The organism is Chryseobacterium sp. Tr-659 (assembly GCF_011752975.1).
GTDB lineage: Bacteria > Bacteroidota > Bacteroidia > Flavobacteriales > Weeksellaceae > Chryseobacterium.
The window spans coordinates 139,578-153,253 of record NZ_VWWP01000006.1; the positions used below are offsets into that span (position 1 = coordinate 139,578).

Consider the following 13,676-nt stretch of genomic DNA (forward strand, 5'->3'; position numbering starts at 1 on the left):
TGTAAACAAAATATAATTTTAATCTTTTTTAATATTTTCTGGCCAGTAAGACATTCAATAGGAAAGTACCTGTCCAGTTACTGTTATTGGCCCCGTTATTTCCAACGAAGTCAACACGGGCAACGGATACGGTAAGTCTGGTTCTTCCTGCGGTACCATTATTAGCAAGACTTACAAACGATGCGGTAAATACATCCGGAAAACTTGAATTGTTCCCAGCAGTAAGAATCGGATACATATTGGTTACATTAAAAGGGGCTCCCTGGTATTCATATACGATCGTCATTCTGCTGGCATTTGAATAACCTGCAAAATGAGCATTATCAACAGAGGTCTTACTGATGACCCACCATCTGTCGGTTGCAGTTCCCGTATCATAGGATGCATTACCATGATTAGTCCAGTCTGCAATAGCTGTGGTTCCAAGTGCATGCGGAGGAATGGAAAGCTGTGTACCATAGATTTCCACATTACTAGGTTTTGGAAGAACAGTAAAAGACAGATCCCATGTTCCCCCGGTGGTATTGCTGTTATTAACAACCTCGGCATAGGCTCCTGTAGGAATGACAAACGATGAAACCGGCGTATTGTCTATTCTGAGCGTATTACCACTTGATGCCTGAAGGGTAATCCCGGCCGGAGATATGTTTTTGATCTTATAAATTCTTCCGGTATAGCTGGATGTTCCGGTTCCAATGACTGGAAGGGTAAATGTCGCATCGGCAGTTCCATTATACGTTATGTAATGATCGGTTGGCAATATTGTGTAAGAGGTGGCAGTAATTTGGGTATAGCCCGCTCTTAGAGAACCATTTATCGCTAAAGTACTGTTAGGGGTGGTAGTATTAATACCTACCTGTGCTGATAGGGATGCAGCCCCAAATAAGAAGATCAAAATGTATTTTTTCATATCTATAAAGTTGGATGTTAACAAAATTATGAAAAAATACTATAAATATCACTCTGTATTGAATAATTTAATATTCATTATTGATCTTAATTTAGGCAATATAATATGCGGGGTTTGAAAAGATTAAACCAATCTGCAAGGAACTTCCAGGTCTTCTGTAAGATAATAGCTGCAGCATAAGCGGTGGTAGCCATCTGCAATGATCAGATCATTTTGTCCACGTACCAGTAATATAGGGGAAAGCTTTTTATTCTTTTCTACTTTCTTCAGGTTTTCTTTTACGTGGATATTGGTTTCGGGAAGAAGAGCAAGCCTGCTGGCTCTTAAAATATCCTTGGACTTTTTATTTATGGTTGGAGCTTTCTTTAGTTTTTGTACCAGTTTTTGAGCTTCATCCGGTTCAAAAAGAAGCTCAAGATAATCCTGTGCAGCAGGGAAATCATGATCTTCCGGTTCTTTCATCCAGATATTGTCTTTAGTTAAATTGTTTTTCTTTGCAGATGTTTTCATAGTCTTTATTTAAAAGTATAAATAAATGTATGAAAAATACTTCATAATCAGGACTATAATTAGATTCATAATGAAACAACAGATTGTACACTCGGCTGCAAAAATTACTACTTGTACCAACGGTTTGCTATTCGTGTTTTGCTTTTAGTTCCATAAATTGGTATGATATGTGTAATGTTTATGGTGAACCGGAATGAATTTAATGTAATGACAGGCATTAATCAACATCATTCAAAAATATAAACATCATGAAAAAGTTATTAATTTCAACAGTAGTGTTATTAGGTTTATCAATGAATGTTTCAGCCCAGAAGCATCCGCCAGTACCTCCACATCCTTCAAAAAGTGAATTGGTGAATATTAAAATGCAAGAGCTTACCAAAAAATACAATACTGAAAAAAAACTGATTCTTAATCACCCTCTTGCCACCAAGCAGATGAAGAGAGATCAGATGAAAGCCTTAAATCAAAGATATGCGGCTGAAAAACGATTACTTAGAGAGGCAAAATAATGCAGTTTTTTTGCCGTTATTAAAATGGAAACAATCGTTTTTTATATTTTGATTTTTGATAAATTTTCAATGTAACATATGATTTATTGAAAGAGGGCACGTTTTGTGTCCTCTTTTTCATGTAAAATTAAATCAAAATAACGTTATTAATGCATTTTGAGATCAATTGACAGAAACATGATACATCCAATATTTTTCCTTAAATTCGCATAAAAATTTTTAAAGTAATGAATTACGATATTATTGTCATTGGAAGTGGTCCTGGTGGATATGTTACTGCGATCAGAGCAGCACAATTGGGTTTCAAAACCGCAATTATCGAAAAAGAAAACTTAGGAGGAATCTGCCTTAACTGGGGATGTATTCCAACTAAAGCTTTATTGAAATCTGCTCAGGTTTTTCATTATATCAACCATGCTGAAGATTATGGTCTGAATAAAGTGGAGGCTAGCTTTGAATTTCCTAATGTAATTCAGAGAAGCCGTGGTGTTGCCAGCAAAATGAGCAAAGGAATCGAGTTCTTAATGAAAAAGAATAAGATTGACGTAATTCTTGGTACTGCAACAGTACAGAAAGGTAAAAAAGTTTCTGTTACAGATAAAGACGGTAAAGTAACTGAATATTCAGCTAACCACATCATTATTGCTACAGGAGCTCGTTCAAGAGAATTACCGAACTTGCCGCAGGATGGTAAAAAAGTAATCGGATACAGACAGGCATTATCTCTTCCGGAACAGCCAAAATCTATGATTGTTGTAGGTTCAGGTGCTATCGGAGTAGAATTTGCTGATTTCTATAACACAATGGGAACAAAAGTAACTGTTGTTGAATTCATGCCAAACATCGTACCTGTAGAAGATGAGGAAATCTCTAAACACTTAGAGAAGTCTCTTAAAAAGACAGGAATCGAAATCATGACAAACGCTTCAGTAGAAAGTGTTGATACAAGCGGTGAAGGAGTAAAAGCTACTGTAAAAACAGCTAACGGAAACATTACTCTTGAAGCTGATATCTTATTATCTGCGGTAGGTATTGCTGCTAACATCGAAAACATCGGTTTAGAAGAAGTAGGAATCCAGACGGATAAAGGAAGAGTATTAGTAAACGAATGGTATGAAACTTCAGTACCTGGTTACTATGCTATCGGAGATATCATTCCAACTCAGGCATTGGCTCACGTTGCTTCTGCAGAAGGTATTACTTGTGTTGAGAAGATCAAAGGAATGCATGTTGAAAAAATCGACTATGGCAATATCCCTGGATGTACTTACTGTCACCCGGAAGTTGCATCAGTAGGTCTTACTGAGAAGCAGGCTAAAGAAAAAGGATACGAAATCAAAGTAGGTAAATTCCCTCTTTCTGCAAGTGGTAAAGCTACTGCAAACGGAAACACAGACGGATTCATCAAAGTTATTTTCGATGCTAAATACGGTGAGTGGTTAGGATGCCACATGATTGGAGAAGGTGTAACAGATATGGTTGCTGAAGCTGTTGTGGCAAGAAAACTTGAAACTACAGGTCACGAGATCATTAAATCTATTCACCCGCACCCAACAGTTTCTGAAGCTATTATGGAAGCTGCTGCTGCTGCTTATGGTGAAGTGATTCACATTTAATCAGAAAAATATACAGATATATATTATGAAAGCCCGGAGAAATCCGGGCTTTTTTTGTTACCACTCCTCAAAAATAATTGTAGGAGTCTTTTTTAGGAATAATATCTGTGAAAGCTGTAATAATATTTTTAGAATAATAAGAAATAGAGAAGAACTCTGATGAAAATAATAATGCTATTTAAAGATATGTTTTCAAAAATTTTCCCCTTTTTTAAATATTTAAGTATAGTGCTATTTGTTTGAAGTATTTGAGTAAAGAAAACTATATATGAGTTATGCTTTTTCTTATAAATATGTAAAGCTAGTCTAATAAAATCATATGATAATTTTAATTTTAAATGGCGTTTTTCCTTGTATTGTAGGTGATTAACATAATAAAAAAGATCCCTTCTGTTTGAGTTATATATTTATATTTCAAAAAAAATAAATAAGAAATTTTTACGACTAAAATGTATTTTGATTTTATATAAAAATCTGGAATACTTCAAAAAATATATACACAAATAATACTTATGAGAAAAAAGATTATTTCAATATCCTCAATTTTAATAGGCTTTTTAGGCTATTCTCAAACAGAGGTCTATTTCAAATATGACGAAGCGGGCAATCAGCGGTACCGTGGTCCTGAAGCCAGTGCCAATCAAGCGTCTTCAAATTCTTTAAAAACCAGATCTCTAGAAGATTCCCAGCTTATGGATGAAAAAACGTTCTGGAAAGATGTTCGTCTGTATCCCGTTCCAGTGGGTGATTTCTTAACGATTGACTGGACAGAAAAAGTAGACGGACTTATTCAATCTGTTTCCCTTTATCAGCATAGTACGGTACACTGGAAATTTCAGCAGCAGAATTTACCTGATCTTAACAGGCAGCTAAAAATAAACATGACCGGTTACGACTGGGGTGTTTATATGTTACGCTTTACCTTAAAAGACGGAAGAGTTTTCAGCAAAAACATCACCAAAAGATAATGTACTATGAAGACATATTATCATAAGAAAATATCATTATTTTCATCGTTTATATTCTCTTTTCTTTCTGTATTCAGTTTTTCACAGACGGGACAGAAATTTCATGATACTAAGGGAAATATAGAAGTTACAGGTGCTGGGCAACTCCAATATACATTAGGGCTTGACCTTCCTCCGGGAGTTAAAAATACTATACCCAAAATAAGCCTTGTTTATGTAAGTGGTGCTGGTAATGGTCTTGTAGGGTATGGTTGGAATATTTCAGGAATCAGCTCAATTTCAAGAACCGGAAAAAATATCGAAAAAGATGGGGTTACTAAGGGTGTACAGCTTGATTATTCTGACTATTATAGCTTTAACGGACAGAGGCTAATTCTAAAATCCGGAGAATATGGTAAAGATGGTGCGGAATATGTTACAGAGAAATACTCTAATATAAAGATTAAATCGATAGGTGCTCTGGCAGATGTAGCATGGAAGGGCCCGGAATATTGGGAAGTCACTTCCCCGGATGGTTCTCAGGCATGGTATGGCGCTGCAGCTTCAGGAACTAGTTCTGCAAGAACTCCTATTGATTATAATATTGTAAAATCAAAGGATTCAGATGGGAATTATGTGACCTATAACTATGTTTCAGAAGATAATACAACTGTGATCAGCAACATTCAATGGGGAGGAAATGAAACACAGGGAAAACAGCATTTTAACAAGATTGATTTTAATTTTACAACAAGACCTTTCCCTGAAACGGCTTATATCAAAGGGAATCTTTTATCCCAGTCCAAGCTGCTTGAATCTGTTATGATTTCTACTGGCGGAAAACAATACAAAAAATATAATGTTTTTTATAGAGACCTTTCGCAGAATCTGTACAAGTATGTAGAAAAGATTACTGTATTAAACAGTAAAAATAGAGAGGCTAATCCTGTTAAGTTTACATATGAAGACTCTCCTTATAAAAATGATAAATGGAACAGTAGTTATACATTAAGACCTAATACAGATACCGATGTAGTAGGAGACTTTGATGGGGATGGCAATCTGGATATATTAAGATACCATTCACAAACATCTGATAAAACACCGCAAATAGGATTATATCTTTATAGTGATTATTTTAATTTTTACAATGCCAGTAATTTTTACTCTCATAGTGGAAAGCCTGTATTCGTAGGAAATTCTTTATCAGGAGTAAAGGATGCCATTGCCGTTAATCTGAGAAAAGGCAATCTTATCCGCAATAGGCAGGGATTTGTTACTAAAAAGCTTGTAACCAATCCTGCCACCTCCAAGTCAGATCTGGAGCTGTCATTTTATGGGCTTACAGACAATAACGAGCTGGTGCTGGATTATAAAAAGATAATTCCTAATGCCGATTATGACAATTTCTCCGGAACCCTCCAGAATGGAACAAGGACGACTGTTGTAGGATTAAAGAATGTTGATTTCAACGGAGATGGATTGAGCGAAATTGTCTTACAGCTCAAAGACAAGGAATGTTCACTTGTAAATATCAACAGTTCGGGTAAACTGCCAAGTGAATGTCAAAGTTATATGAGATATTATGTAATAAATCCCGATGAATCGATTCAGAACAATAGTTGGTTTTATCCGTTAGAGCTTTATCCTGATTTTGATAAATCGGATCAGGATTTATTTACTCTTTATAGAGCCGGTGATTTCAACGGGGATGGTATCTTTGACTTTTTGAAACTCGGTGGCGATCAGAAGCCTGTACTGATTACTTTTCAGAAAAATGCCCAGGGGCAATATACTTCGTTTATATCACCTTTTAACCCCGCTAATGATGAAACTGTAAAAGGATATTGGACGGACAGTCTTGTTGGAGACTATAATGGTGATGGGTTGAGTGACCTCATGATGCCGGGTACTTCTACTTCAGCCATTTGGTATCTCTATACCTCAAAGGGAAATGGTTTTAAGGAAGAAACGAAAGTTTTTTACCGGCCGGAAAAAGAAAGGAGAGTTACCAGGGACGCTTATGATCATATCACAATCTCCAATCCCAGAACTTTTGTTGCTTATGACATCAATAATGATGGGAAAACAGATCTTATTATGCTGGAAGGCGGCAGATATTACCGCAAGCAGGACGTTCAGGACAGCGGACAAGGAGTAAAATACACAAGAAGTTATACAGCAAATGCAAAGATATTCTCAGTTTTTGGAGGAGAGCAACCTCCTATGTCCAGCAGTTATGGAATTTCAAATGAAATTCTCTATCTCAATAGCAGTAATATTAATGCAGAGCTAGCCCCTACCCGAAGAGATGTTGTAGGACTTCCTGTCGACCAATGGACTGGCGGTATGCTCAGACATTTTGCGATGACTTCTGCATTTGGTGAAAACTATGGTTTTGCTAATGAGCAGGAAAAAGCTTCCAATGTGTATGTTGATGTGGCAAAAGAAGCTCGTATCAAAACGATTCTACAAGGAGGGGTAACTACAGAGATTACTTACAGACAATTGAGAAAAGACGATGGGGAACTTTATACAGGAACCAAAACGGAAAACTATCCTTATGTTGAAATAAACCAGTCTTACGGAATGTATGTGGTTTCTAAAATGACTCAAAATCCTTTCACATCTCTGGATCCTCCCCCAAGCAACATATTGCAGCAGGACTTTAAATACAGGGGGCTTACTGCTAATATATTGGGTAAAGGGATGGTTGGTTTCAGAAAGATGGCAAGATCTTCCTGGTATACCAATGGGTTTACAAATACAAGAATATGGACAGGGGTTGAGATTGATCCTGTCAATGATGGTATCCCAATAAAAGAATGGAGTACAAGAAAGTTTGCGGATGCGGATATTTTTCCTGCGGATGTTTCTGAAAATAATACACAATTATTAAGCTTTAAGTCCACAACCTATCAGATTGATAAAATATTGAACGGGCAAGTGGTAACAAGCGTTTCTGACGCCGATAAAGCCAGAGTGGTTACTGCTATTTTACCTAAAACAACCAAAGGAAAAGATTTTTTAACGGGCGCTGCTGCAGAAAGTACCATTACATACGGACAGTACTATCTTCCGACACAAAGTGTTTCAAAAATCAATAATACCTTTGCTGTATCTACTAAGAAAATAACTTATGCGAATAATCCTTCCGGGCAGGGAAAAGATTATTATATAGGGCGTATTACTGCTAGTGTCGATGAGAAAAAAGCCTATTCAGATACCAATACCAGGGCTGAGTATTATACTTATGAAAATAACAGGTTAAAAACCACCACCACAATTCCTGGAATTGATATTGACAAGGCTATAGTAGATGAATTTACCTATGATGGGTTCGGAAATATTACTCAAAAGCTTACCCGCTCAGGTTATGATATGACTACACGTACTGAAAAGAATGAGTATGATACTGTAGGAAGATTTGTAGTTAAGAAAACAGATAACTTGGGATTAGAAACCCTGCTTACCTATGATAATTGGGGACAGATACTAACAGAAACGGATCCTAATGGAAATACCATTACCAACATCTACGATGATTGGGGTAAACTATTAAGTTCTGAAACCAATCTGGAGGGAATCACTTCCTATGCATATGAAAGGGATAATCGTGATAATGTTACTGTCATTAAAAACGAACCGGATGGTAATATATCTAAAACATTTACCAACAAACTCGGGCAATTGTATAAAACTTCTGTAAAAGCTTTCGGACAAGGGCAGTATGTTTCCAAAGAAATACATTATGATATTTTAGGCAGGAAAATTAAAGAGTCCGAACCTTATTTTGAAGGGCAGTCTGCCAGCCAATGGAATACTATTACGTATGATGATACTGTATTTCCGGCCAAAGTAACAGCCAGAATGTTTACCGGTAAAGAAACAGAAACTACTGTATCAGGACTTACGACAACGGTAAAAGAATCAAATACGGCAGACTACGGAAGAATAACATCCAAAACAGCTGGTGCTTTAGGCAATATAATTTCTTCCAAAGATAAGGGCGGAACAGTAGAGTTTTCCTACAATGCTGCGGGAGAGCAGGTTCAGGCTAAATATGCCGAAAATGTTGTAACGACAAAATATGATTCATGGGGAAGAAAATCTGAATTTAACGATCCTTCGAATGGGAAGTATAAATATGAATATGATGGCTTAGGTCAGCTTAACAAAACTATCAGCCCGAAGGGAACAAAAGAATATACATATAATAATCTAGGGCAGTTAGTCTCTCAAAAAGAACTTTCCACAACAGATGGAGGAGGAACAACCAATAAGACTACTTCCTTTACCTACGATAATAAAGGCAGGCTTACTAAAAAATCAGGAACTTCCAATGGGGAACAGTATACATACACCATGAAATATGATCCTCAGGGGAGAATGATTTCCTCTTCACAAGAGACTCCTGAAGCTAAATTTCTTGAAAACGTAGCCTATGACAGTAAAGGAAAGGTAAGTTCTTATGAAAAACAAATATCATCTTCAGGAGTTACAACAAAGGCTTCCATTGAAAACATATACAATCCGTGGAATGGCGAACTCTATCAGGTTAAAGATAAAAACTCAGGAAAGGTTCTGTGGGAGCTAAAAGAAACCAATGCCAAAGGATTGGTATCAAAGGCTAAATTAGGAGCGGCAGAGGTAGTTAACACTTACGATCAAAATGGATTTTTAACGAGTGTTAATCATTCATCAGCTATAAAACCTAATATTCTTAAATTTTCATATTCGTTTGATGCCATTAAAAATGAACTTAAGAAAAGAATAACATCCGGAGGTCTTATTGAAGAATCTTTTGACTATGATGATAACAACCGCCTGGTAAACTGGACAGATCCTGTATTAGGGCTTAAACCTTCTGCCAATAGAAACATCTATGATATAAAAGGAAGGATCATGGAAAATGATCAGGTGGGCACCATTAAATTTGAAAACATCGGAAAGCTCTATCAACCTAGCGGAATGGCACTGAATAGCGAAGGGGTAAAGAATTATGATCAGGATCTGGTTCAGTCTGTTACTTACAATGAGAATAATGATCCGGTGCTTATCTTAGGAAAAAAAGGGACTGTAAAATTCCAGTACGGGTTAACCGGCATGAGACAAAAGGTAATTTATGGAGGAAACTTTGGTCCTGAAGGAAATGGAAAATTTACCAGATTATACAGTGAAGAAGGCAGCTTTGAGATTGTGAAGAATAATACCAGCGGGAAAGAAAAGCATATTATTTACATCGGAGGAAATCCATACGAAAGTAATATTGTATATTTAAAAAACTTTGATGAGAGCAGCGGATCTTTTAAATTCTTGCATAAGGACTATCTTGGAAGTGTTTTAGCTATAAGTAATGAGGCGGGAACCAGACTGGAGCAAAGGCATTTTGATGCATGGGGTAACTTAACTCATTTACAGATAGAAAACAGTAAAACAGCTGTAGATAAGAATAGTATATCCACCCTTATCAACGATTCCGGAGGGTTATTGATAGACCGTGGTTATACCAGTCATGAGCATTTTATGGAAGTAGGGATTATTCATATGAATGGAAGGCTCTATGATCCACTACTCAGAAGATTTTTGAATGCTGATGAAAATATTCAGGATCCTGCAAATACCCAGAATTACAATAAATATGGGTATGTGATGAATAATCCAATGATGTACAATGATCCAAAGGGAGAATTCTGGATGTGGGCAGTAGGTGCTTTAGTGGGCGGATATTTGAATGGTGTACAGGCCAACGGCTCATGGAATCCCGGAAATTGGGACTGGCAAAAGAACTGGAGTGCAGTATTAGGAGGAGCAATTGGAGGAGCTGCTATCTCAGGGACACTGGGAAGTATAGCAAGTAACCCGGGAGCGATTAAGTTTGTACTGCCAAGTATTGTCTCAGGAGGGCTGAACTCTGCTTTTACAGGATCAAGCTTTCTGGGAGGGGCTATTGGTGGATTATCCTATACAGGTAATTTATTTACTAATAAAATTACTTCTACGGATGGAATTAGTACGGGATATCGGTATATCAACTCTCCTGCAGAAGACTATTCGGGAGATGACTGGGAAGGTTTAACCAAGAATACGTTACTAAACTATGTTAAAGCAAATTTCTGTGAAGACTGTTCTTATGGAAGACTGCAACAGGATACCGGGAAAAGATTTGAAGAAGCATTTAACAGAATAATGAGAACCAAATTATCGATGCTAAATTACACTAATAACAAAGATAGATTTCCAGGAATGTATAAAGATAGACCCAGAAGTACTGTCCCTGACGGTGTATTTGATTTAGTAGATATGCAGTTCGACGGCGGTTTTAAATTCAAAACATATAGTGGTGCTTCATTTGCAGAGGTGAAAGCGATGGATGGAACATTGTATAGCAGTTCAAATCAGGGACAAATTTACTCAATGTTAAATTACATGGGATTTAGTAATGCAGTAGCAAAAGCAGGTAGGGGAAATCTTATGATAGGAACAACGTCAGATACTTATATTGCTCCTAGTTTGTATAAATATGCAGGTAAAATGAATATAGATATAGTTCATTACAGAGCATATTATAGAATGATTTCCGGTGCCATGCACGTTCGGTTTCAGTATAAATGGACGGATATAACAGATTCAGTCATTCTAAAATAAAGAACACTATGAGAATATTATTTTTTTTAATATTACTAGCTAAATTTAATACAATGGGAGCACAAAAGAATGCAAGCAAAGATTTTCAGGTTATTACCTTTGAAGAGTCGAAGAAGTATAACATAAGGAATATGAAGGATCATGCATTTCCTGATTATAATGGAGCTACTTCACTTTTTATTGATGATAATACATTATTTGTATTTCCCAATATAGATAGAGGGAGTTGTTTAATCATATCAAAAAATAAGTATGAGGAAATGATTGCGAATAATTCCTATCCTGTTTTACCTGAAAATAATACTCCATATTTCTTGTATAAGGATTTAATGAATAAAGAAGGCTTCACAAAGGAAAACATGATAAAAGTTTTAAAGGACATTGGACTAGATTATAACGAAGATACCTTCTACACTGATGCAGAAAAGCTGGTGAAGACTTTATCCGAAGACGAAAAGAAGAAATTTGTAGTACCTGCACTTTATTTTATTGGTGAGGATTTACTTAAACTTTGTCCTGAAGCTGATTGGAGTTTTAGTAAAAGATGGTATTTTCATCCGTTTAATGAACCAATTTTAGCTTATGATGATCATTCATTTTCTTTTTATTATTTAAATGTTTTATTAGAAAGAAAACTTCTTGAAGATAAAAAAATGACCTTCAAAAGCATTTATAAAAAAGTTGAAAAGTATTATATTAAGGAAAGTTGGTTCTGGGAGAAACATTAAAGTTTTTCTATAAAATAAACGATTCCTCTTAAATAACCAAAAGTAGGAATTATCCTGCTTTTGGTTTCTTCTTGGAAAATGGGACTGGCAGAATACGTGGAGTGCAGTACTGGGTGGTGCCATAGGCGGAGCAGCTGTTTCAGGAGCCTTAAGGAATATTGCCAGTAATGCAGGAGCTATTAAAAGCTTCTTACCAGGAATTGTCTCCGGAGGATTGAGCTCTGCATTTAATGGTGGTAATTTCTTGGGAGGAGCTATTGGTGGATTATCCTACACAGGGAATTTATTTGGGAACAAAATAAGTTCGATAAATATGTTTGATATTAAATATAGTATCAATGAAATGCTTGTCAGTGATGAGAATACATTACTCGGGGGAACTAAGGCTGAGTTTAGCCGTGATACAGTATTAAAAATAGAAAAGGCTCACTATAAAAATCAATTTATTCGAGGAAGTTGGCATTTTGTAGATGAAGCAAGTGATTTAAGTGGTTACATTCGAAGGCAAGGTTATTCATTTGGAGGTAGTAAGGACCTTATAGTTAATGGAAACGGAAACAATGTTTGGGGGTTAACTGAAATAGTTACTCACAAGGATGTTATCGTTTGGCAAAGGATATATTTACCCAAAGGAGCATTTATAAGTTTAGAGCAATTGGATTTAACAATGGGGCACGAAATCTTTCACTCTATACTAAATAATGCTCGACTTTTTGACGTACAAGAACGTACAGGAGTTAATCAAAGTGTTAGTGTACATGAATATTTCACATCCAGATGGGAAGAACAATATATAATGTACAGAAGATGGGAAAAACTTAACTTGAATATGGAGTCATTTAATACTGAAATAAGTACATTTAAGAGCTTTGATGTATTAAAGCCCAGAATACAACCAATTTTTGATAATTATTTAAAAAGTACTTTAAAATGAAAGATTTCACATTAATATTATTAGTAATATTTTGTTTATTTTCATGTAAGCAAAAGCAGGAAAAAAATAATATTTTTAGTTTGGAGTATATTAAAAATAATAATGAGCTAATTCTTTTATTTGACAACAAGACTTCTCAGGATATTATTTTTCCAGCACCTAATACACTTGAATTTGGAGATGAAAATTTTAAAAATTTTTCTACCCAAGGTGGTATGGAAGGCTCTTTTCCGATAACAGTTTATGGAGTGATAAACCCTAATCAATCTTCAAAATTTTATCAAAAGAAATTAGATAGTATTATGAATGCTGATTTGTCACAAAGAGACATGGCTGCTTTAATAAATGAAATGAAACCAGGTGATGGAAATTCTGTATTTTATTTAAAAAAGATGCAAAAAATAAAAATAAAATATAATTTAATTATCCGGCAATCTCCTCCAATTCATAATTATTCTTCAAAATTCAAACAAAATTATTACCCTTATAATAAAATATTAAAAGGCAAGTATCCTGAAGGAGAATATTTGAGAAGGTTTTCAAGACTTAATTTTGAGCATATAAAGTTTGTAGAACAACCTATAATTAAGGACAGCTTAATTTTAAAAATCTCTGATAAAGATATACATCATTAAATTAGATTAATTTTGAATTTGCTCTGAAATCATATCTTAAATAAGAAGGTGTATCATAACTAAACGATGCGGGTTGAGAATTGCTTAAACAAAAATCCTTCTCGTATAGGGTACAGGAAAATTTCATAAAAAAAAAGGCTGTTTTCACGAGTTGTGATACGGCCTCTTGTTTCTTAAAAGTTGGACTTTAACTGATGTAAAATATTCCGAACTGATTGTTCTAGATGTAGACAATA

Annotated in this window: 9 protein-coding genes; 7 read left to right on the top strand and 2 right to left on the bottom strand. The window is 35.5% G+C overall.

The features are described 5' to 3' along the window. Nucleotides 1-28: 28 nt before the first annotated feature. Both F3J23_RS14210 and F3J23_RS14215 read right to left on the bottom strand, forming a co-directional pair. Nucleotides 29-910 carry a hypothetical protein gene (locus tag F3J23_RS14210; RefSeq protein ID WP_167030224.1) on the bottom strand — a complete coding sequence of 294 codons (882 nt, stop codon included), beginning with the start codon at nucleotides 908-910 and terminating at the stop codon, nucleotides 29-31. A 123-nt stretch (nucleotides 911-1,033) separates the two neighbouring features. Next, nucleotides 1,034-1,420 carry a hypothetical protein gene (locus tag F3J23_RS14215; protein ID WP_167030227.1) on the bottom strand — a complete coding sequence of 129 codons (387 nt, stop codon included), beginning with the start codon at nucleotides 1,418-1,420 and terminating at the stop codon, nucleotides 1,034-1,036. A gap of 248 nt (nucleotides 1,421-1,668) precedes the next feature. Between F3J23_RS14215 and F3J23_RS14220 the strand changes: the two genes are divergently transcribed. The 7 genes from F3J23_RS14220 to F3J23_RS14250 all read left to right on the top strand — a co-directional run bounded on the left by F3J23_RS14220 (nucleotide 1,669) and on the right by F3J23_RS14250 (nucleotide 13,440). Then, the gene (locus tag F3J23_RS14220) at nucleotides 1,669-1,932 is read left to right on the top strand and encodes a hypothetical protein (protein WP_194303859.1); all 264 of its coding nucleotides are present in this window, start codon (nucleotides 1,669-1,671) and stop codon (nucleotides 1,930-1,932) included. Between the two features lie 227 nt (nucleotides 1,933-2,159). After that, nucleotides 2,160-3,548 carry a dihydrolipoyl dehydrogenase gene (lpdA, locus tag F3J23_RS14225; RefSeq protein ID WP_167030230.1) on the top strand — a complete coding sequence of 463 codons (1,389 nt, stop codon included), beginning with the start codon at nucleotides 2,160-2,162 and terminating at the stop codon, nucleotides 3,546-3,548. 512 nt (nucleotides 3,549-4,060) lie between these two features. Continuing rightward, complete coding sequence (locus F3J23_RS14230; RefSeq protein WP_167030233.1) at nucleotides 4,061-4,516, top strand: hypothetical protein; 456 nt, start codon at nucleotides 4,061-4,063, stop codon at nucleotides 4,514-4,516. Between the two features lie 6 nt (nucleotides 4,517-4,522). Further along, nucleotides 4,523-11,143, top strand: a complete 6,621-nt coding sequence (locus F3J23_RS14235) for an RHS repeat-associated core domain-containing protein (RefSeq protein WP_167030236.1) — start codon at nucleotides 4,523-4,525, stop codon at nucleotides 11,141-11,143. 8 nt (nucleotides 11,144-11,151) lie between these two features. Continuing rightward, on the top strand, nucleotides 11,152-11,871 hold the full coding sequence (locus tag F3J23_RS14240) for a hypothetical protein (protein ID WP_167030239.1): 720 nt from the start codon (nucleotides 11,152-11,154) through the stop codon (nucleotides 11,869-11,871). Between the two features lie 214 nt (nucleotides 11,872-12,085). Further along, the gene (locus tag F3J23_RS14245) at nucleotides 12,086-12,805 is read left to right on the top strand and encodes a hypothetical protein (RefSeq protein ID WP_167030242.1); all 720 of its coding nucleotides are present in this window, start codon (nucleotides 12,086-12,088) and stop codon (nucleotides 12,803-12,805) included. Next, entirely contained in the window at nucleotides 12,802-13,440 is a 639-nt protein-coding gene (locus F3J23_RS14250) for a hypothetical protein (RefSeq protein ID WP_167030245.1), read from the top strand. Before F3J23_RS14245 ends, F3J23_RS14250 begins: the two co-directional genes overlap by 4 nt. The last annotated feature ends 236 nt before the right edge of the window (nucleotides 13,441-13,676 follow it).